Origin of the sequence: uncultured Marinobacter sp. (assembly GCF_913055835.1) — a bacterium.
GTDB lineage: Bacteria > Pseudomonadota > Gammaproteobacteria > Pseudomonadales > Oleiphilaceae > Marinobacter.
The window spans coordinates 1-20,864 of record NZ_CAJXKQ010000049.1 but is presented as its reverse complement, the minus strand read 5'-3'; the positions used below and the strand labels follow the sequence as shown (position 1 = coordinate 20,864).

At 57.5% G+C, this 20,864-nt stretch carries 18 protein-coding genes; 9 read left to right on the top strand and 9 right to left on the bottom strand.

The features are described 5' to 3' along the window. Positions 1 to 139: 139 nt before the first annotated feature. The 8 genes from QZ534_RS18060 to QZ534_RS18025 all read right to left on the bottom strand — a co-directional run bounded on the left by QZ534_RS18060 (position 140) and on the right by QZ534_RS18025 (position 11,526). Entirely contained in the window at positions 140 to 820 is a 681-nt protein-coding gene (locus QZ534_RS18060; protein WP_296936591.1) for a HAMP domain-containing sensor histidine kinase, read from the bottom strand. Further along, the gene (locus QZ534_RS18055; protein WP_296936590.1) at positions 817 to 2,454 is read right to left on the bottom strand and encodes a tetratricopeptide repeat protein; all 1,638 of its coding nucleotides are present in this window, start codon (positions 2,452 to 2,454) and stop codon (positions 817 to 819) included. Before QZ534_RS18055 ends, QZ534_RS18060 begins: the two co-directional genes overlap by 4 nt. After that, complete coding sequence (locus tag QZ534_RS18050) at positions 2,451 to 5,969, bottom strand: PAS domain-containing hybrid sensor histidine kinase/response regulator (RefSeq protein ID WP_296936589.1); 3,519 nt, start codon at positions 5,967 to 5,969, stop codon at positions 2,451 to 2,453. Before QZ534_RS18050 ends, QZ534_RS18055 begins: the two co-directional genes overlap by 4 nt. A 53-nt stretch (positions 5,970 to 6,022) precedes the next feature. Beyond that, the gene (locus tag QZ534_RS18045) at positions 6,023 to 6,529 is read right to left on the bottom strand and encodes a hypothetical protein (protein WP_296936585.1); all 507 of its coding nucleotides are present in this window, start codon (positions 6,527 to 6,529) and stop codon (positions 6,023 to 6,025) included. A 97-nt stretch (positions 6,530 to 6,626) separates the two neighbouring features. Continuing rightward, positions 6,627 to 8,393 (bottom strand): sodium:solute symporter family protein, encoded by a 1,767-nt coding sequence (locus QZ534_RS18040; protein ID WP_296936583.1) that lies wholly within the window; start codon positions 8,391 to 8,393, stop codon positions 6,627 to 6,629. 6 nt (positions 8,394 to 8,399) lie between these two features. Continuing rightward, positions 8,400 to 8,663: a DUF4212 domain-containing protein gene (locus QZ534_RS18035; RefSeq protein ID WP_069184506.1), complete on the bottom strand. Its 264-nt coding sequence runs from the start codon at positions 8,661 to 8,663 to the stop codon at positions 8,400 to 8,402. A 213-nt stretch (positions 8,664 to 8,876) separates the two neighbouring features. After that, a complete protein-coding gene (locus QZ534_RS18030; protein ID WP_296936581.1) occupies positions 8,877 to 9,584 on the bottom strand; it encodes a 3'-5' exonuclease in 708 nt (235 codons plus the stop codon). A 22-nt stretch (positions 9,585 to 9,606) separates the two neighbouring features. Next, positions 9,607 to 11,526, bottom strand: a complete 1,920-nt coding sequence (locus tag QZ534_RS18025) for a putative nucleotidyltransferase substrate binding domain-containing protein (RefSeq protein ID WP_296936580.1) — start codon at positions 11,524 to 11,526, stop codon at positions 9,607 to 9,609. A gap of 170 nt (positions 11,527 to 11,696) precedes the next feature. Here QZ534_RS18025 and smrA point away from each other — a divergent pair, with 170 nt between their 5' ends. The 9 genes from smrA to QZ534_RS17980 all read left to right on the top strand — a co-directional run bounded on the left by smrA (position 11,697) and on the right by QZ534_RS17980 (position 19,307). Beyond that, on the top strand, positions 11,697 to 12,278 hold the full coding sequence (gene smrA, locus QZ534_RS18020; RefSeq protein ID WP_296936577.1) for a DNA endonuclease SmrA: 582 nt from the start codon (positions 11,697 to 11,699) through the stop codon (positions 12,276 to 12,278). A gap of 63 nt (positions 12,279 to 12,341) precedes the next feature. Continuing rightward, positions 12,342 to 12,533, top strand: coding sequence for a hypothetical protein (locus tag QZ534_RS18015; protein ID WP_296936575.1), 192 nt, complete (start codon positions 12,342 to 12,344; stop codon positions 12,531 to 12,533). Positions 12,534 to 12,610: 77 nt separating this feature from the next. Beyond that, entirely contained in the window at positions 12,611 to 13,099 is a 489-nt protein-coding gene (locus tag QZ534_RS18010) for a (2Fe-2S)-binding protein (protein WP_296936573.1), read from the top strand. Position 13,100: 1 nt separating this feature from the next. Continuing rightward, entirely contained in the window at positions 13,101 to 15,305 is a 2,205-nt protein-coding gene (locus tag QZ534_RS18005) for a xanthine dehydrogenase family protein molybdopterin-binding subunit (protein ID WP_296936571.1), read from the top strand. Continuing rightward, positions 15,298 to 16,293 carry an XdhC family protein gene (locus QZ534_RS18000; RefSeq protein ID WP_296936569.1) on the top strand — a complete coding sequence of 332 codons (996 nt, stop codon included), beginning with the start codon at positions 15,298 to 15,300 and terminating at the stop codon, positions 16,291 to 16,293. Before QZ534_RS18005 ends, QZ534_RS18000 begins: the two co-directional genes overlap by 8 nt. Before the next feature lie 49 nt (positions 16,294 to 16,342). Beyond that, a complete protein-coding gene (locus QZ534_RS17995) occupies positions 16,343 to 16,969 on the top strand; it encodes a methylthioribulose 1-phosphate dehydratase (protein ID WP_296936566.1) in 627 nt (208 codons plus the stop codon). Next, on the top strand, positions 16,966 to 17,526 hold the full coding sequence (locus tag QZ534_RS17990; protein WP_296936565.1) for a cupin: 561 nt from the start codon (positions 16,966 to 16,968) through the stop codon (positions 17,524 to 17,526). Before QZ534_RS17995 ends, QZ534_RS17990 begins: the two co-directional genes overlap by 4 nt. Continuing rightward, positions 17,523 to 18,215 (top strand): acireductone synthase, encoded by a 693-nt coding sequence (mtnC, locus tag QZ534_RS17985; protein WP_296936562.1) that lies wholly within the window; start codon positions 17,523 to 17,525, stop codon positions 18,213 to 18,215. Before QZ534_RS17990 ends, mtnC begins: the two co-directional genes overlap by 4 nt. Before the next feature lie 36 nt (positions 18,216 to 18,251). Continuing rightward, positions 18,252 to 19,307, top strand: a complete 1,056-nt coding sequence (locus tag QZ534_RS17980; RefSeq protein WP_296936559.1) for a DUF3080 domain-containing protein — start codon at positions 18,252 to 18,254, stop codon at positions 19,305 to 19,307. 7 nt (positions 19,308 to 19,314) lie between these two features. Here the strand turns inward: QZ534_RS17980 and QZ534_RS17975 are convergent. Continuing rightward, the coding region (locus QZ534_RS17975) for a GspE/PulE family protein (protein ID WP_296936558.1) at positions 19,315 to 20,864 on the bottom strand (1,550 nt) is incomplete at its 5' end.

Genomic DNA, 20,864 nt, shown 5'->3' with positions numbered 1-20,864 from the left:
TCAGAAGTGAAACAGACCAGCGCCGATGGTAGTGTGGCGTTGCCCATGTGAGAGTAGGTCATCGTCAGGCTCCTAATACCGAAAACCCCAGCATCTGTGATGGTGGGGTTTTTTATTGCCTGAAACTAAAGTGGCTGAATCAAGGCAACCAGATCTCAAACACCCCACCACCAAAGCTCCCACCATTGTGAAGCTTTATAGACCCGCTTCGCCCCCCTTCGCTGTGTAGTTTGGCCACGGAGGAGGCGAAAAACAGCCCAAGGCTGGTACTGCCACTTTTGAAATCAAGCGATTTAAAGTTCAGGGTGCCGGTATGCTGCATACTCTCTGGATAGCCTTTCCCGTCGTCCTCAACACCAATCACCAAATAGCCATCTCTTTGACCAGCAGTGAGCAGGATTCTGCTTCGCGTGTAGCGAATAGCGTTGTTAATGGTGTTGTTCAGCACGCCGGTCAACAGGTCCTCGTCGAAGAATCCGTTTATGTCCCCGGCCTCCACCGAAACCTCAATGCCGAGCCCCTGAAGCAGAGGCGTGTGTCGAGCAAGGTGTTCGGAAAGAAAATCCGGTACAAAGTGCTCTTCAATGTGCGCGGAAAGGTTGTTCTCGCCAAGACGATAGATGCCAAGAAGTTGAACCAGATCGTTATGCATCCGTTCTGCTTCATATTGCAGGGTATTGAAGCGCGAGGACTCTCCCAGGCTTTCTTCGTGTTCACTGCGCAGTTCATCCAGGGAGTTCAGGAGCATGCCAAGCGAGTTCTTCATATCGTGAACGGCTGAGGCGAGAACCATTGAAAAATCGATATTCTGGTCATTCATTGCATCAGTCCCTTCAGCTTGCGTTGTAAGGCAATATAGCGGCGATGTTGGCGGTGTTGCTCCGGCAGCCCTGTTAAACGATTAAGACAGTACTGGCAGCGTTTCAGGAGCTCAGGATTGCCCGGATCATCGGCATGCTTCTTCATCAACACCTGAACAAGGTTAAGGTTGAGAGCCGCGTGGTCCGGGACGATCTCCAGGGCCTTCGAAAAGGTTTCGGCTGCTTCCTGCAGGTTTCCGGACTCGAAGGCTCTGATGCCATCCCGGTTCAGGGTTCTGGCCTTGATCTTCTGGCGGAATCCCACGGGTTCATCCAGAAGACTTTCAATTTTCTGGAGGGTCTCGGGATCATCGCTGAAACGTTCTGACATCTCTCCCAGAAGCTGTTTCGCATCGGCTTCATGTCCCAGGCGAAAGAGGGTCTTGGCGTAATCCAGTCCCGTTCTGGCATCCATAGCTGCAGTATCCTGGAGTTCCGGCCTGATGCTCTCAAGGATCCTGGCGGCCTGTTGATCCTGTCCCTGCCCAGCATATACCCGGCACTGAACGATCCGGCTACGCAGACTGATGCCGTCCTCGCCGTCGAATCGTTTTTCCATTCTTTTCAGCACTGCCAGCGCTTCTTTGGCTTTCTGCGCACCCTCTTCCTCAAGGTCGCCTTCACTCAAATCCGCGAGCGTCTGACCCAGTGCAAGGTAGTGTTCGGAGTTGTCATGTATGGAGTGGGTTCCCAGTTCAACCGTTCGGCGCCATGCATCGGAGGCCGTGTCCATATCCTGGTTTGAACCGGCAAGTTCGGCAAGATGCTTTTGTCTGAGCAGGGCATTGGGGGAATGCTCGGCGGCTTTTTCGAGAACCTGCTGTGCCTGGGTCGGACGGCCCTGTCGTTCCAGGCCCTCGGCAAGCAGGTCATACGCTTCCATGTAGTCAGGATGCTTCGCCAGAAGGTCCCTGAGGCCGTCTACAGCCTCGTCGAGACTGCGTTTGGCAAGCAGGACCTTGCAGCGTCCAAGCTTCGCCCAGGAAAGCTCACGTTGCGCCAGGACATCATCATAGATCTTGAGCGCGTGAGCGAGGTCGCCGAGCTGGAAATACAGGTCACCCAGGGTTTTCATCAGCCAAGTCTTGTAACGAGGCTGTCGGGGCAATGCCTGGAGGCAGAGCGAAATAGCCTCCGGATAGTTTTCCCGGTCGATTTCCCGGTTAATGGGCAGCAGAATGTTGCGCTGACTGATCAGGGCACCCAGGCGTTTCTCCAGTACCGCCCGATTGATCGGTTTGGTGAGGTAAGCGTCCGGCTGATACTCCCTCGCTCCCATGACCATTTCCTTGGACGTCTCTGCAGTCACCATCAAAAAGAGAGAGGACCGTTTGAGAAGCTTTTTGTGTCGCAGCTCCTCCAGTATGTGCTGGCCGTTCTTACCCTCTCCAAGGTTAAAGTCGCATAACACTACGTCTACGTGATTGTAGGTACAGTGTTGAATCGCCTGGTTGGCGTGGGCGACCAGTTCGATTTTATCGGCACCACAGCTGCGCAGCATTTGGCGCATGGACAACCGGAAATTCTCGAAGTCATCGATGACCAGGTAGGTGAGCTTGCCGAACGGATTGAAGTCAGCTTTGGAATCGGTCATGAGCGCTTCTGTTTGAGTAGCTTGTTAACCAGTGCCCGCAGGGCAGCGGGTTTTACCGGTTTGTAGAGAATCTGATAGCCCCGGTCGATGGCATCTTCCCGCACTTCAGGCGCCATATAGCCGGTGATGAGTATGCCCGGGATGTCAGCGTCCAGCGCATTACGGATGCTGTCCATGGCGTCGAGGCCGTTCTTGTTATCGTCCAGTTGATAATCCGCAAGTATAATATCTGGCTTATTGCCTTCCAGTTTTGCCATGGCATCTTCCAGGCTTTCGGCTGCGGTCACATCACACTTCCAGTTGCCAAGTAGTGCCACCATTCCCTGCAGGATGGCGGGGTCGTTGTCGATACACAGGAAATGCAGGCCGCCAAGATTTGATACTCTCCGGGAGCCTGAGGTGGGCTTGGCTGCGGTGGTCTCATTTTGCTCAGGTGCGGCTGTTGGCACCGTTATACCGAAGACGCTGCCGCGGCCCTGGACAGAATGGACACTGACCGGATGATTCAGCATGCCGCTTATACGGTCGACGATAGCGAGACCAAGCCCCAGGCCTTTCTTGTCCCGGCCATGCTGAAACCGACGGAACTCCTCGAAGATATGGGTTAGTTGATCCTCGGGTATCCCGGGGCCGGTGTCCCAGACTTCTATACGGATATAGCCTTTCAGACGGCGGCAACCCAGGAGGATCTTGCCTTCGGGCGTGTAGCGTATGGCATTGGACAGGAAATTCTGGACCACACGGCGAAGTAGCTTGGCATCGGACCGGATCCAGACTGTGCTGGGGACCACGTGCAGCGCCAGGTTCTGGTCCTTGGCAATGGCTGAAAAATCCGTCGCCAGATGGCGCATGATCTCGTTCACGGGGAAGACGCCGATGTCTGGCTCCAGGGCGCCCGCATCCAGCTTTGAAATATCCAGCAGGGTGCTGATGATTTCCTCGGCAGCCCCGAGGGAGCTGTCGATGTGGTCCACCAGATCTTTCATTTCGCCGTCATCGGCCTTGCCGGCGAGGGCAGAGGTGAACAGTCTGGCTGCGTTCAGGGGCTGGAGCAGGTCATGGCTGGCAGACGCCAGGAAGCGGGTTTTGCTCTGGTTGGCCTGTTCGGCCACGGATTTGGCCTTCAGCATCTGCTCGTTAATAACCTGGAGCTCCTGAGTACGTTCTTTTACCCGCTGCTCCAGATAGATGTTGGTTTCCTTCAGCGCCTGCTCGGTCCGGCGCATGGCGGTAATGTCCTGGAAGGTAGTGACGTAACCACCCCCGGGTATCGGGCTGCCATCGATGCGTAGAACCGTCCCATCCGGCCTCTGGCGCTCATAGGACATCGGTCGGCCCTCTCGCATACTGGTGCAGCGGTCAGCCACGATCTCATCAATCCTGCGGGCGGAGAGGTTAGCGTTGGTCAGGTTGTAACGCATCAGATCTTCTACCGGTCGTCCAACTCTTACGAAGCCTTTTGGATAGGTGAACAGTTCCAGATAGCGATGGTTCCAGACTACCAGTTGCTGCTGATGGTTAACTACAGACACGCCCAGACTGATATTTTCGATGGCGGATTGAAGCAGCTCACGACTGAAGGTCATGGCCTGGGAAGCTTCATCGACAATGCTGACCACGTCCTCAATCTGCATGTCCCGGCCGGTGAGGGTAGATTCCAGTACCACCCTGGCCGTAGAGGCGCCGATCACCGAAGCCAACTGGCGTTCAATGTATTTCATCAGATGTGCAGACGCCGGGCGGTGTGGATGCAGGCGAATGGCATTGCGGCGTTCGTAATTCCGGAAAATGGTTTCCGAGCGCTCTTCACCCATGAACCGGTCCGTGAGGGCCTGCAGGTCAGACGTCAGTATCTCTCCCTGCCAGCTCTGGTGCTGGGCGGTTTCGGCCTTGGGCTGTGGATCGTGGAAGAAGGAAGCGATCTGGATTTTCTCTCGGACACGCTGACGGGTGAGCATCGAAAGCACGATGTACACGACCGTGTTGATTCCGAGGCTCCAGATAATGCCATGGCTGGTCTGGTCCAGCTCCGATCCGAACAGGGCAGTGGGCCGGGTCCAGTTTAATCCCCAGATTCCGTGCTCAATTAGTGTGTCGGTGACCCAGCCTGTTGTGGCCAGTGCCGGCAGCAGAAGGGTGTAGCACCACATCAGGAAACCGAGCCCCAGGCCCCAGACGGCGCCCATGTAATTGCCCCGGCGCCAGATAATGCCGCCGACCAGAGCCGGACCGAACTGGGCTGCAGCGGCGAAGGAGAGCAGGCCGAAGGCTGTCAGGCTGTAATCCTCACCGGCCATCCGGTAGAAACCGTAGGCCGTGAGCAGTACCACGAAGATGGCGACACGGCGGATACTCAACAGCAGGTAACTAAGATCCGTACGCCGGTTCATGCCCGGCCGGAAAAACTTCAGCAGGGCCGGCATGATTATCTCGTTACTGACCATGGTGGCAATTGCCACCGAACAAACGATTACCATCGCCGCTGCCGCCGAACCGCCACCGAGGAACGCCAGTATGGCCAGCCACTCCTCGCCGGCCATGATCGGCAGTTGAAGGATAAGCACGTCGGGGTTTCCAGCTGAGGCTTCGGGTGACAACAGACCGGCTGCGGCAATGGGAAGCACAAAGGCGCTGGCAACGATCAGGTAGATCGGCATGGCCCAGCGGGCTATCTCGAAATCCCGATGATCAGTATTCTCGACCACCATCACATGGAACTGCCTGGGCAGGCAGATGATGGCGAACATGGCAATGAGTGTCTGGGTGATAAATGCCGGCGCCTCAATGCCATCGGTGGTCAGGGTGCCGATCAGGTCTGCATCCCTCACCCGGTCAAACAGGTCTCCGAATCCGCCATACAGACCATAGCCAACGAACAGGCCGACGGCGACGAAGGCCACGAGTTTGATTAATGATTCAAAGGCCACGGCCTGGATCATGCCCCGGTGATGCTCGGTGGATTCCAGGTGCCGGGTGCCGAACAGGACGGTGAATACCGCCAGGGCGAGGGTGATGTACCAGGCGGAATCATTCCAGGCCGCCGTGCTCAATTCCTCATAGCCGGTACCGGTCTCCGAGAGCACGTTGAAACCCATGGCAATGGCTTTGAGCTGCAGGGCAATGTAAGGAACGCTGCCGATCAGTGCGAAGGTGGCGATCATCGCGGCCAGTAGTTGGGATTTGCCGTATCGGGAGGCAATGAAGTCCGCGATGGAGGTGCTGTTGTTGCGCTTGCTGATATAGATAATACGGCGCAGCAGGGGCGCGCCGAAAACAAAGACCAACAGCGGGCCAAGGTAGATGGGCAGAAACCCTAGCCCCTCCTGGGTGGCACGGCCCACGGCGCCATAGAAGGTCCAGGAGGTGAAGTAGACAGCCAGGGACAGTGCGTATATGTGGGTGCGTGCCAGTCGCCTGCGGTACAGGCCGGGATGTTTGTCACCGGCCCAGGCGATCACGAACAGGATCGATATGTAGGTGATGGAAATAAGGACCAGCAGCCAGGCACTAATCATGGTCACACGTTCCCGACAGTATCAGCAGTTTGAAGCATCACGCTAACGAAGTATCACTCTGCGCACACGGTTTTATACAGGGTGTCTCCGGGCTCAAGCAGCTTCAGGTTGTCCACTCGGGGACTTCCGTCAGAGCCCAGTGGCACCAGCTCCCGGGTCGCACAGTTGATGATGTGGATGCGATGGGAAACGGCGTCCGTCATTTTCTGCTCGAAACGATAAAGGGTAAACCGAACAATATCCTCGCTGTTGGTGTCACGACTGATGCTTTTGGTGTCGACTGTCGAGAATGCGGTGACATAGGGGAAAACGAAGGTCCAGGGGCGCCACAGGATGCCGTCTGTTTCGGTATTCACAATTACCGCCTCTTCCGGCAGACGGACCTGCTTCTGGTCAAACCAGGTGTATTCCATATAGATGAGATAGCCGAGCATGCCCGCTCCGGCAAACACCGGGATGATCCACTTCGGGGCTTTATTTCGAGTGGCGGCACGAATACCAAGAGCGATACCGGCAGCGCCAAGGCCGCAAAATACAGTGGCGACAAATGTCCAGAACATATAATGACTTCCTCAAAAAAGAACGGGCTCCCTCATTGAGGAAGCCCGTTCAGTATCAACCTGTCAGTTCATTGAACGTATCAGGCTGAGATGTTGCTTAGTGGTCTTGAGCTTGACCGGCACCACGCGGGTAACGGACGCTTTCAACCAGCTCCTGAATCTCAACGGGCGGTTCTTCAGTTGCGTTGGATACAATGAAGGCTACCGCAAAGTTGACGATTGCACCAACCGCGCCGATAGACAGCGGGGAGATGCCCAGCACCCAGTTTTCAGGGGTGTCTGCCAGGTTGTTAGTGCCCGGAATGAACAGCCAGCCCTTGTAAACGAAGATGTACACAAGAGTGAAGGCCAGACCGGTCAGCATGCCAGCGATGGCGCCTTTGTTGTTCACGCGCTTGGAGAAGATACCCATCATCAGCGCAGGGAACAGGGAAGCCGCTGCAATACCGAATGCAAGAGCTACGACCTGTGCCGCAAAGCCTGGAGGGTTGGCCCCAAGGTAAGTGGCAACAACGATCGCGACCGCCATGGAGATCCGGGCTGCCAACAGCTCACCTTTCTCCGTAATCGCCGGGTTGATGGAACCCTTGATAAGGTCGTGACTGACCGCCGAGGAGATCGCGAGCAACAGACCGGCCGCTGTGGACAGTGCTGCTGCCAGACCACCTGCTGCGATCAGACCGATGACCCAGCCGGGCAGGTTGGCGATTTCCGGGTTGGCCAGTACCAGGATATCCCGGTTAACGACGAGCTCGTTGCCGTTCCAGCCGCGGGCTTCAGCCGTGGGCGCGAAGGCTTCGCTGTCGTTGTACAGCTGGATTCGACCGTCTTCGTTCTTGTCAGTGAACTGGATAAGACCAGTCACTTCCCACTCCTTGATCCAGTTCGGACGCTCATCATACTGGATCGGCTCCGCAGCGGTGCCGTCCGGGTAGATGGTGGTCATCAGGTTCAGGCGAGCCATGGAAGCAACAGCCGGTGCAGTCAGGTACAGCAGGGCGATGAATACCAGGGCCCAGCCGGCAGACCAGCGTGCGTCAGCCACCTTGGGAACTGTAAAGAAGCGGATGATAACGTGGGGCAGACCCGCAGTACCGATCATCAGCGACAGGGTAAACAGAACCATGTTCAGCTTGTTGTCGATATCAGCGGTGTACTCGTTGAAGCCGAGGTCGGTGATAACCTGGTTCAGCTTGTCGAGGATCGGCATGCCGGAATCCACGTGAGTCGAGAACAGACCCAGCGGAGGAAGCGGGTTGCCGGTCAGTTGCAGGGAAATGAACACCGCAGGAATGGTGTAAGCGATGATCAGTACGCAGTACTGGGCCACCTGGGTGTAGGTGATGCCCTTCATGCCACCCATAACCGCGTAGATGAATACCACAACGGCTGCGATCATCAGACCAACGGTGGAATCAACTTCCAGGAAGCGGGAGAAGGCAACACCGGCACCAGCCATCTGGCCGATAACGTAGGTTACAGACGCTACGATCAGGCAGATAACCGCCACCAGGCGGGCATTCTTGCTGTAGAAGCGGTCGCCGATGAACTCCGGAACCGTGAACTTGCCGAACTTCCGCAGGTACGGAGCCAGCAGCATCGCCAGCAGAACATAACCGCCAGTCCAGCCCATGAGGAAGGTGGAGTTGGCGTAGCCACCGGCAGCGATCAGACCTGCCATGGAGATAAACGATGCTGCGGACATCCAGTCGGCGCCGATTGCTGCACCGTTGGTGATCGGGTGAACGCCGCCACCGGCAACGTAGAAGTCGCTGGTGCTTCCGGCCTTGGCCCAGATAGCGATTGCGATGTAGAGGAGGAATGAGCCCCCTACAAACATGATGTTAATGGCAAATTGGCTCATTCGTTCTTACTCCTCGTGCACGCCGAATTTTTCATCGATCTTGTTCATACGCCACGCGTAGTGGAAGATCAGAGCGATGAACGTGAGGATGGAACCTTGCTGGGCGAACCAGAAGCCCAGATCAGTACCACCAATCGGAATGCCCGCAAGCATTGGACGGAGCAGAATTGCAAAGCCGTAAGATACCAGGGCCCAGACGATCAGGCTCCCGAATATCAGGCGTAGGTTCGCCTTCCAGTAGGCTTCAGCGTCGTAGCTATGACCTGACATAGGATCACTCCTGTTTTGTTGTTGTGGAGGTTGGGTGGGTTTTTGGTGAGGCACTTCGGTTAGAGAATTTATTATTCATATAAGTACTTCTCCGACTAGTTGTCCCTACTGACTTTACTGGTCAAGCGATTTATAGATATTGGCAAAAGGTCTAATTCTCAGTAATTTGGCGTGACGTCGGTCTATTTTCGGGACGACAGGCCCTGCATCGATTCAGTAACGATGCATGTTTTGCAGCCGCCGGTGGTAATGAAGTTTGTCGTACAACCCCTTCAGGGTTTTTACCCCTTCCGTGCGGGCCTTGTTCAGGGCTATGAGGGTGAGTTCGGCTGTGGCGAGAGCATCGGAGGCGGCATGATGTCGTTCACTGACTTCGAGACCAAAATAATCCGCCCAGTTGTCGAGCCCTTTGCCACCGGTTTTTGTGTTGGGGAAGAAGGCGGGCATCAGATCTGCAACGTCCATCCAGGTGTGGGGCTGGGTATATCCCAGCTGCGCCTTCAGGGTCTTTTCCAGGAATTTCTGATCGAACGCCGAGTGGTAGGCCAGAATCGGATCTCCATTCATCCATTCCAGGAGATAAAGAAGAGCATCCTCGATTTCGTGACCCTGGGTCAGCGCTTCCGGTCCGATCCCGTGAATGAGCACGGTTTCCCGGATGTCGAGCTCTGGCCGCCTGAGGATAAGGTCGAACTGGTCGCCGAGGTGGATGATCCCGCCCCTGATAGCAACCGCTCCGATTGCGATTACTTCATCCTTCGCAGCATTCAGCCCCGTGGTTTCCAGATCAAGGACAATCAGGCGGCAATCAGTGAGTAACTGTTCCCCCGGTGTTTTCGGGTTGGGCAGATTGCCGGTATCGTGACTTCCGATCTTTCCGCCCCGGCGATGCTCAATCCATTGTTTTATTTGTTCCAGCATGTCTCTGTCTCGCGCCTGAAAGTCAGAGTTGGTAGGTAACTTCGAGCTTTTGCTGCAATCGCTGCGCCTGCCTGAAGGATTCCCTCAGAATTCGACGGTCGAGGGGGTTCAGGTCGTCGGGATCAATATAGTTTGTCAGTTCCTCTCCTTTCGCCAGCATTTCCTGGTGGGCCCGCATCCGGATGGCCTGTATCAGGCTGTAAGCTTCCTGCCAGGCGTTGGCATCTTTCGGGTCAAAGATGCCTTTTTTGGCCAGCTCATCCATACGTTCCAGAGTGTTAGCGGTCTCAACGCCATTTGCCAGGGCAAATACCCTGACCGCCTCCACGAAGGGCGCCAGCCCCTGACGCTTCAGGTCCAATGAGTGCTTGTTGCCCTCTTCAGACAGGTAGCGGAAGTTGCGGAACATGGTCAGCGGGGGCTTGCGCTGGAAGGCATTGCCGGCAAGCATCTTCTGGAACAGGGCGTTTTTCCGAATCCGCGCCAAAACCTTATCCAGAAGGGCATCCAGAGGTTCCGTCGGCCCATAGATGGCTCTCATATCAAGGAAGATTGAGGAATACACCAGGTTCTGGGGTGTGGAGGCGTCAATGAACCGGATAAACCAGTCGTCCCATTCCCTGTCGCTCAGGCAGAGTTTCGGATTGCTCGCCATGATGTTGCCTTTGCACAGGGTAAAGCCGCACTCAGCCAGTTCGTCGTTAACCTTTCGGGCAAAGGGCAGCAGCTTCTCGCGGACCTGATCTTCGGTCATGCCTTCGGGAGTCTCGAACAGGATGCCGTTGTCCTGGTCCGTCAAAAGTGTCTGCTCCTGGCGGCCCTCACTGCCGAACGTCAGCCAGGTAAAGGGAATACCGGGGTCGTTCTTTTTGATGTTCAGTTCCAGAACCCGTCGGACGGTCACGTCGTTGAGTGTGGTGATAATCTTGACCACCTGTCCGGAGTCAGCGCCGTGCGCCAGCATCGCATCCACCAGACGGGAGACATCGGTTCGCAGGCTCACCAGGGTGCGCAGATGGGTAGCCGTCCCGATAGTGCGGGCCAGGTTCACCAGATCCACCCGCTGCAGAGAGAACAGGTCCCGTTCCGAAACCACACCAATCAGTTTATGGTCATCGTCGATGACGCATAGGTGGGCAAAATGGTGCTCTGCCATCAGCATGGCGGCTTCGAACGCATCAGCATGAGACGGCAGGCAGCAGGGATCCTTGGTCATCACCTGCTGTATTGGCGTGTCCAGCGGGCCGGTGCCTTCGGCAATCATGGTCCGAAGGTCCCGCAGTGTGAAAATACCGGTGGGGATGCGGTTCTCGTCGGTAATGATAATGCTGCCGACATTGTTCTCGTGCATGCGGGCCACGGCTTTTCGCACCGGAAGGTCGGGCGAGCACACGATCGGATTGCGCAGGGCATAGCGTTCGAGAGGGGTGTCCAGGGATGTGCTGGAGCCCATTGAGGCCATGGCGTTTGACTGGATGCGCCGGTTCACCTGGTCGAGCAGGCTGCTGACGCCTCGCAGGCAGAAATCCCGAAAAGGTTCACTTTCAGAGAAGAGGGTAACGAATGCCGCCTGCCCGATGCTGAGGCAGAAGGTGTCGCCTGATGCCCGGTGCAGGGTTCTGGTTGGCCGCTCGCCGATCATGGCGGCCAGAGGAAAACACTCACCCTGGCTGATTTCGAAGGTGGTTTCGGTGCGGTCTTCCTTATCGTTGTGGCGCTCGCCACGAATCCGCCCCTGTTTAACCACGTAGAACCGTTTAACGACGTCATGATCTGGCGAGAGTACAACATCGCCATCGGCGTAGAACTGAATGGAGGCGTTCTCGGCGAAATGCGCCAGATGCGAGTCATCCATGCTGGAAAACGGGGCATGTTCCCGCAGAAATGTCATGATTGCTCGGATGTTCTGGGGGCGGTCATTTTCCTGGTTCGCTGAGGCCATGTCCGTCATCACTCGCTGGTTATTATTGTCCGTCTGAAGTGTAGTGTAGCTAAAGCCAACGTCGCCCTACGATTTTGGTCGCATCAGGCCTGACATAGATCAGTTTTCTTTAAGGCCGGTAACCCGGGTGGTAAAGTCGGTAATTGAAACGGGTCATTAACTGCAATGCCATGACTACCAAAGAAGAGCGCCTCAGCTTTTTAGAGGAAATGAAAGACGTCCGGCGAATCCGCAAGCCCAACCGGGCCGAGGTGACAACGCCCCGTGAACTGACGCCAGGTCATCTGGAACGTCAGAGGGCGGCCGTGGAAAAGCCATTGAGGGATGCCAACCCACTGACATCCGACATGGTGGAACCGCTCACCGCCCATGATGTTCTGAGCTGGCAGCGGCCCGGCATCCAGCATGGCGTGTTTCGCAAGCTCAGGCTGGGCCAGTATCCCATTGAGGCTCGTCTCGACCTGCACCGGATGACGGTCGAGCAGTCCCGGCGTGAAGTCTTCAGGTTTATTGGTGATTGTGTTCGCTACGGTCTGCGCTCGGTCATCATTCTTCACGGCAAGGGGGAGCGTAATCCCGATGGTATTGCCCAGCTTAAAAGCTACCTCGCCAAGTGGCTTCCGGAGCTGGACGATGTGCTGGCCTTTCATTCGGCCCAGAAACACCATGGTGGTACCGGTGCAGTTTATGTCATGGTGCGAAAAAGCGACCGGGACAAACAGCATAATCGTGAACTCCACGGCAGCCGCTAGCTGCTCCGATCCCAGGCATTCCTTAACTAGAGCCGCAATTGCGGCTGAATGGAGGTTATCGTCGTGAAAAAAGTTGCATTGATTGTATTCGCCGTACTGGCACTTTCGGGTTGTAAGGATCGAGTGATCTGGAACGACAACGGCAAGGTTGAAGAAGCCACAACGGATCGGGAGGTCTGGAACTCCAACGGCAAGATGGAATCCGGCGAGCGCAAGATCTGGGTGAACAAGGATGGCGAAGACGTCGTCAAATAATATCTGAACGTCTGCCCCAGGCGCGGGCACTACAATAAAACCCGGCAATGAGACCGGCGATATAAGGAGAGAGTGGGATGGCCGTGAGCCTGACAGTCAATGGCGACGAGCGGTCGCTGGACATCGAAGGAGATACACCGCTTCTTTGGGTGTTGCGCGATGAGTTGGGGCTCAAGGGCACCAAATTCGGCTGTGGCGCAGGCCTCTGCGGCGCCTGCACAGTGCACCTGAACGGTCAGCCAGTGCGCTCTTGCTCTACGCCCGTTGAAATGGCTGTCGGTGGCCAGGTGGTCACCATTGAAGGATTGAGTGATGGTGACCGGCTTCATGCCCTGCAGGAAGCCTGGATCGAGCACGGTGTTCCACAGTGCGGTTACTGCCAGTCAGGCCAGATCATGAGTGCGGCTCACCTGTTGGCGAACAATCCGGCCCCGTCGAGGGAGGAAATTGTTGCCGCCATGACAGGAAACCTGTGCCGATGCGGGACCTACTCGCGGATTATTGCGGCCGTGGAATCCGTCGCTGGCTCTGAGTCTTCAGGCGGCTCTCAGGGAGGGGAGGCGTAACATGGCGATGAACCGACGGAATTTCCTCAAGGTCAGTGCAGGTGCTTCCGGCAGTCTGATGGTTTCCATGACGTTGCCGGGCTGTGCCGGAATCCAGACCGGCTACGAACCTGATACGGGTGAGTGGCGGCCCGATGCCTGGCTTGAACTGACCACCGATGATGAAGTCTTCTTCACCCTTGCGCGGGTTGAAATGGGGCAGGGTACCTACACCGGGTTGACCACGCTGATCGCCGAGGAGCTGGAAATCCAGCCGGAGCGGATCACGCCCCGTTTTGCGCCTGTGGCGCCGGAATATCGAAATCCTCTTTACAAACTTCAGCTCACCGGCGGCAGTACCAGTGTTGCAACCAGCTGGGAGCCTCTGCGAATGGCCGGTGCGGAAGCCCGGCAGATGCTGGTTATGGCAGCGGCCCGGGTCTGGAACGTGAAAGCGGCCGAGTGCCGGGCCAGTGAAGGGCGGGTGGTGCACCCGAACGGTATCGATTCAATGGCCTACGGCAAGCTGGTGGAGCTGGCTGCCAAGGAGGTGGTGCGCGGAGACATTGCCCTCAAACCTCGGAGTGAATGGAAGTATATCGGCAAACAACGCGGCAAACTGGATGCCCGGGCCAAGTCCACGGGAACCGCGGTTTACGGAATTGATGTGGATCTCCCCGATATGGTTTACGGGGTAGTTTCACGGCCTCCCCGTCGCGGGGGCTGGGTCCGGGACTTTAATGCGGATCAGGTACGGGCAATGCCCGGTGTGCTTGACGTTGTTGAGATCGAGCGTGGTGTGGCCGTTGTTGCGGACAAATACTGGCGTGCCCGGAAGGCCCAGGATGCGCTCGAGATAGACTGGGATTTTTCGGATGCGGTGTCTCTGTCCACGGACGATGTGTTTGATTCCTATCGGGCAGCAGCCGATGACGATCCCGGAGAGTCCGAGCGTAGTGAAGGCAGTTTTACCAGCGCGATGGAAGAGGGTGACCGGGTAGTGGAAGCGGAGTACGCCCAGCCCTACCTCGCCCACGCGACACTGGAGCCCATGAATGCCACGGCCTGGTACCATGGAGACCGGATGGATGTGTGGGCGCCCACCCAGGCGCCGGATCTTGGCCGGATTGCGGCAGCCAGGGTGACCGATCTCGGGCCCGACGATGTCACCATCAATACCACCTTCCTCGGCGGCGGTTTTGGCCGTCGCCTGACCCAGGATTACATTGAGGAAGCGGCGGCCGTGGCCTATCGTATCCGACGGCCAGTCAAGGTTATCTGGTCCCGGGAAGAGGACACCCGTCACGACCTCTACCGTCCGGCAATGCTGCACCGGATGAAAGGCAGTCTTTCCGGTGGTGAACTGACGGGCTGGCATCACCAGATTGTTGGTCCGCAGATCCTGGACTGGTATGTCCGCAATGCGGCGCCTGCCCAGTACCCCTGGGCACCAAAGTTCATGTACGACACACTGGGCTCAGTCGGGCTGATGGCCGAGGGTATTGCCACGCCGAAAGATCATTCCGCGATTGAAGGCGCGATCGAGTATCCCTACCAGGTGTCCAATATCGATATCCGTCACACCCACACCGATCCCGGCATTCCGATTACCTGGTGGCGTTCGGTGGGCTTTTCGCACAACGGGTTTGCCGTCGAAACCTTCATGGATGAACTGGCCCATGAGGCAGGTCAGGATCCTTACCAGTTCCGTCGTCGGCTGATTTCCCACGAGCCAAGGCACCTGCAGGTGCTTGAGCGGGTTGCGCGGCTTGCCGACTGGCAGTCGCCCGTGCCAGAGGGGCGTGCCCGAGGTCTTGCTTTGTTCCGTAGTTTTGGTACCTACGTGGCGCAGGTGGTCGAGGCCGGGATAGAGAATGGTGCTGTTCGGGTTTACAAAGTCACCTGCTCTGTAGACTGCGGTCAGGTGGTGAACCCGCGTATCGTGGAAGACCAGATTGAGGGCGGCATTCTGTTCGGACTGACAGCAGCGCTCTACGGTGAAATCACCCTGAAGAACGGCGAGGTCCAGCAGAGTAACTTCCACGATTATCCGTTAATGCGACAGTACGAACGACCTGAGGTGGTGGTGGATATTGTTGATAGCAGCGAGGCGCCGACCGGCGTTGGTGAGCCGGGCGTGCCTCCGGTCATACCGGCTCTGGGCAATGCCCTGTTTGCTCTGACCGGCAAGCGCCAGCGAAGCCTGCCACTGAAAGCCAATGCCTGAGTCACGCGTTGCCCATTCAGTTGTTACGGGGCGCCAGACCGTCATAGGCAGGATGTCTGACTGGCTACAGGCGGGGCAGCGGGCCTGGCTGTGCACCATCGTCGAGACCTGGGGTTCCTCGCCGCGCCCGGTAGGCTCCTGGCTGTCAATTGCGGAATCCGGTCACTGGAGCGGTTCGGTCTCCGGTGGCTGCCTTGAAGAAGATCTTCTTCGTCGCACAGCGGAAGACGGCCCGGATCATCCCGTTTTTGTTGATTACGGAATTACCGATGATGACAGGGACCATTTTCAGCTTCCCTGCGGTGGCCGGATCCGGCTACTTATCGAACCCCTGCAGGGCCAGTCAGGGCTTGATCACGTCCAGGCGCTGGCGCGAGCTTTGCACGATCGCGTGCCGGTAGTTCGTCGAGTCCCCCTGAAAGGTGCTCCGGTCCTCGACCATTCCGTGGCTGTGGCCGGCAAGTCGGTTCGCTTTGATGGCGAGCAGTTGATCCACGCCCTGCAACCCGAGTGTCGGCTGCTGTTGATTGGCGCCGGCGAGGTTGCCCGATACGTTTATGAGTTCGCGACGGCGGCGGAATTTGCCGTAACGCTCTGTGAACCAAGGGAGACCTTTGCCGCTGGCTGGAGTTTTGATCAGATACCGCTGGACCGGCGCCTGCCCGATGATCTGATCTCGGCCCAGTTTGGCGACGCCTGGTCCGGTATCCTGGCCCTGGCACATGACCCGCGCATCGACGATATGGGCTTGCTTGCGGCTCTTCACTCCCAAGCCTTTTACATCGGAGCCATGGGATCCAGGAGAACCTCGGAAGCCCGGCGGGAAAGGCTTGCCTCCCTGGGGCTCGATACGGCTGCGCTGGCACGACTGCGTGCACCCATTGGTGTCGATATTCCGAGCAAGACGCCGGCCGAAATTGCTGTCTCCATTGTCGCAGACCTGATCTCTGCAAGGCATCATTTGCGGGGCGCTGCTTCGTCCCTATAATGGCGGCCATGGGAGTGTTGTAAGCACTCTGAAACCCGGGAGAGAGCTCGTGTTTGATGTAACCCGATACGCAGTCGCCGCGGAAGCGATTGTTGAGGCCGGCCAATTCCTGTATCGGCAGGGTTGGTCACCGGCAACCAGCAGCAACTATTCGGCCCGCATAGACGCGGAACACATTGCCATAACCGTTTCTGGCCGCCACAAGGGCCAGTTGGCTGCCGGCGATGTTATGGTAGTGGATCTGGCGGGTCGTCCAGTACAGAGTGACTGTCGGTCCTCGGCAGAGACCCGGCTGCATACGGTGTTGTACGAGGTATTCCCGGAGGTTGGGGCGGTGCTTCACACCCACTCGGTGAAAGCAACGGTTCTCAGTCGCCTGCTGGAACCCGGCCAACCGCTGGAGTTGGAGGGCTACGAGCTGCAAAAGGCGTTTGCGGGTGTCGACACCCACGAATCGGTTCTGACCGTTCCGGTGTTCGACAACACCCAGGACATCGACGCGCTGGCGGATCAGACCCGAACCTGGTTCCGGGAACACCCCGAGCAGCCCGGTTACCTGATTCGTGGCCATGGCCTGTATACCTGGGGCAAAACCATGGCCGATTGCCTGCGCCACGTCGAGGCCTTTGAATTCCTGTTTGAATGTGAGCTTGAAACCATGAGGGTCCGCCCATGACTACCCTGAGCATTTTTGACCAGAGCCAGCCGGAAAAAGCACGCAAAGTGACCGAAAATCCTGAAGAGATACGGGAACTGCTGGCCCGCCACGGTGTTCGCTATGAGCAGTGGCCCACCAAGGACTTGCCGTCTGATGCTTCCTCGGAAGACATTCTCGAAGCCTACAGCGAAGAAGTCTCGAAACTGAAACGGGAATGCGGCTTTCAGACTGCGGATGTTATCAGCCTGAACCCGGACAACCCCCAGAAAGACGCGTTCCGTCAAAAGTTCCTGGACGAACACACCCACAGTGAAGACGAAGTTCGTTTCTTTGTCCGTGGCCAGGGGCTGTTTTACCTGCACTTTGGCAGCGAAGTGTTCGCTGTGTTGTGTGAGAAGAACGATCTGATCAGCGTACCTGATGGCACACGCCACTGGTTCGATATGGGGCCGGAACCGGCGTTCACCTGTATTCGCCTGTTCACCAACCCCGAGGGCTGGGTCGCCGAGTTCACCGGTGATGAAATCGCCAGCAGGTTGCCCCGTTACGAGGCGCTGGCAGGAGCGGCGGGATGATCCGGGTTGTACTGACGGACATCGAAGGGACCACCAGCTCTATTTCGTTTGTCCACGATGTCCTTTTCCCTTATGCCAGCGAGCACCTGCCGGGCTTTGTTCGCGATCAGCACCAGGACAACCTCGCGGTTTCCGAACAACTGGATGCGGTGGCCGAGGTTTCAGGTGTGGCTCGTGAGGATGTTGAAGGCCTGATCGAGGTGCTGAAGACCTGGATCAGTGAGGATCGCAAGGAAACCTCCCTGAAGGCACTTCAGGGCATGGTCTGGGAACAGGGATACCAGCAGGGAGAGCTGAAGGGGCACATCTACGCCGACGCCGCCGATTACCTGCAGCGCTGGCATGATCGGGGGCTGCGTTTGTTCGTATATTCGTCAGGGTCGGTCAAGGCCCAGAAGCTGATTTTCGGTTTCACCACGGAAGGCGACTTTACGCCATTCTTCTCCGGCTACTTCGATACCCGGATCGGTGGCAAGAAAGAGGCCGCCTCATACCGCAATATTCTGTCGGAGTTGGGCGTAGAGGCGGCCACGATACTGTTCCTGTCAGACGTGGAAGCCGAACTCGAGGCCGCCGAGGAAGCGGGCATGCAGACTGCCTGGCTGGTTCGCGAGGGGGATCTGCCAGAGACCGAACGCTTTGTCGCCCGTGATTTTGCGGAGGTCGATAGCCTGCTGCAAAAACGCTAGGCCCAGGGCTCTGTAACGCCATCGCAGGAGGAGTGAATGCCCGGAACCGGACTTTGCAGAATTGTTGCGCCGGTTCTTGCCGTCCTTCTTACCGGCTGCGATCCTTTCTCTGACGCCCGCCCCATGATGGATGAGTACGTGGAGCGGGTGGCCCGGGTACTGGAGACCGATCCAGAGTTTTCTGAACTGCCTTCCGCAAGCCAGCTCCCCCGCCGCCGCGACCGGGTGTTGCCCATGCCCGAGCTGGAAATGGGGATGCTCGATTTTCTTTCGCTTTACGGTTGTGAACTCCAGTACGTGGTTGGGGAGAAAACCTCGGTGATGGGGCGGGTGATGCAGCCCCTGAACCGCCTGCGTTATGAAATCCGGTTTATTGAGGCGGCCAGGGACTGTCTGCCGGAAATAGAGGATGAAGAATTCGCCGAAGAGCTGACTGGCGCCATCGACAGCAAGCTTGAATCCCTTCCCATTGCCATCTGGAATGCCACCTGGGGTGTCGAAGAGATTGAGAAGCTTTTCACCCTGGCCAAGGGCTATTATCCGGTTGCGCCAGAGCGCAACCCTGTATCGGACCTGGCGCTTGATATTGCCAGCCTGAATGCAGCCGTTGTCCGTTTGTACTCGGAGGACCTGGCGGTTTCGCTGGATTTTGCCGGAGACGTTCATCAGCGCTGGCAGGCGGAATACCGTGCCGGCCAGTTAATCAACAGCGCGCTGCTTTTAACCGCACGACTGCAGGATGGTACGGAATTGCTCAGGCAGAGAATCGAGGGCCAGCCCCTTTGCCTGAATGGTCAGCCCAATAACCAGTCGGATATTGTGCAGAACATGTTCTTCAGCGTGTACATCGAAAAGATTCAGCCATACATGAGCGCCGTGACCCAGGGAAGGGTTGCACTCATCGAGCCGTTCGAGCGGCTTGCCGAGGTCCAGAAAGAGGTCATGCCGGAGAGCTTTACCGAGTGGTATGAGCGCCATCTTTCGCAGGACGGCCAGACCAGTCTCTGGCGGGAACTCGACGCGGCCATGATGGCTCACACCAGAGCCTGGCAGGAATTGCTGGGCCAATGCGGCTTGCGTCCCGGGGCCTGATCCGGCCTCAGCGCTGGCTTTCCGGCGTTACCCTCAGAATTTCCTCTACCGTTGTCTGGCCGGCGGCCACTTTCTGGGCGCCACTCAGGCGCAGTGATTTCATCCCTTCCTTGTAGGCGTCCAGTCTCAGCTGCTCCAGCTCACAATGATCCGTGATCTGTCGAAGCAAGGGGCCTGATAGCGTCATGATTTCATAAACCCCGGCCCGCCCAAGATACCCGGTGTTCCGGCATTCAAGGCAGCCCACGGGGTGATAGAACTGCTTGGGAACCGGCGCTTTCCAGGGCCGGGTCAGGGTCTGCCAGGCCTGCTCGTCGGCGGGGCCGGGGGTCTTGCAGTGAGGGCAAAGCGTTCGGGCAAGCCGTTGGGCCATGACACCCAGTACCGTGGCCCGAATCAGGTAGGGCGGAATACCCAGCTCCATCATCCGGGTAATCGCGCTAGGGGCGTCGTTGGTGTGCAGGGTCGAGAGCACCAGGTGGCCGGTGAGGGCAGCCTGAACCGCCATTTCCGCCGTTTCCAGATCGCGGATCTCGCCGATCATGATGATATCCGGGTCCTGCCGCAGCAGGGCCCGCACGCCGGCGGCAAAGGTCAGGTCAATATTGGTCTGAACCTGCATCTGGTTGAACGCCGGCTCCACCATTTCGATGGGGTCCTCGATGGTACAGACGTTCAGCTCGGGGGACGCAATTTGTTTCAGGGTCGAATACAGGGTCGTGGTCTTGCCCGACCCGGTCGGCCCGGTCACCAGGACAATGCCGTGGGGACGGGATGTGATTTCCTGCCAGCGCTGGCGGTCTTCCTTGCCAAATCCCAGTTGCTCATAGGACTTCAGCAGAACGTCCGGATCAAAGATCCGCATGACCATCTTTTCGCCGAAGGCGGTGGGCATGGTCGCCAGCCGTAGTTCCACCTCCCTGTTATCCGGCTTGCGGGTCTTGATGCGACCATCCTGTGGGCGGCGCTTCTCGGCCACATTCAGGCGACCAAGGATCTTCAGTCGACTGGTGACTGCGACGCCCACGTGTTCCGGGAATTCGTAAACGTTGTGGAGCACGCCGTCGATCCGGAAGCGCACCTGGGTGACCGTTCGGCGGGGCTCAATGTGGATGTCCGAGGCGCGCTGGTCAAAGGCATATTGCAGCAGCCAGTCGACAATCTTGACCACGTGCTGGTCATTGGCGTCCGGATGTTCGCTGGCACCAAGATCCAGTAATTGCTCGAAATTCTGGTTGCCGGCCACACCCGGTCCCTGGCCGCCACTGGCCTTGCTGACGGAATTGGCCAGTTGATAGAACTCAACGGTGTATCTTCGGATATCCTCGGGGTTGGCAACAACGCGACGGATATCCTTGCGGACGGCCTGTTGAAGGTTTTGCACCCACTCGCTCTTGAACGGCTCACTGCTGGCGACCAGCACCTCGTCGGTACCGATCTCTACCGCCAGAATGCCGTGGCGTTGGGCAAAGGCGTAAGACATCACCCGGGCAATGGCGGGCGTGTCGATCTTCAACGGATCAATGTGGTAGTAAGGCTGTCCGGCCCAATCCGCCA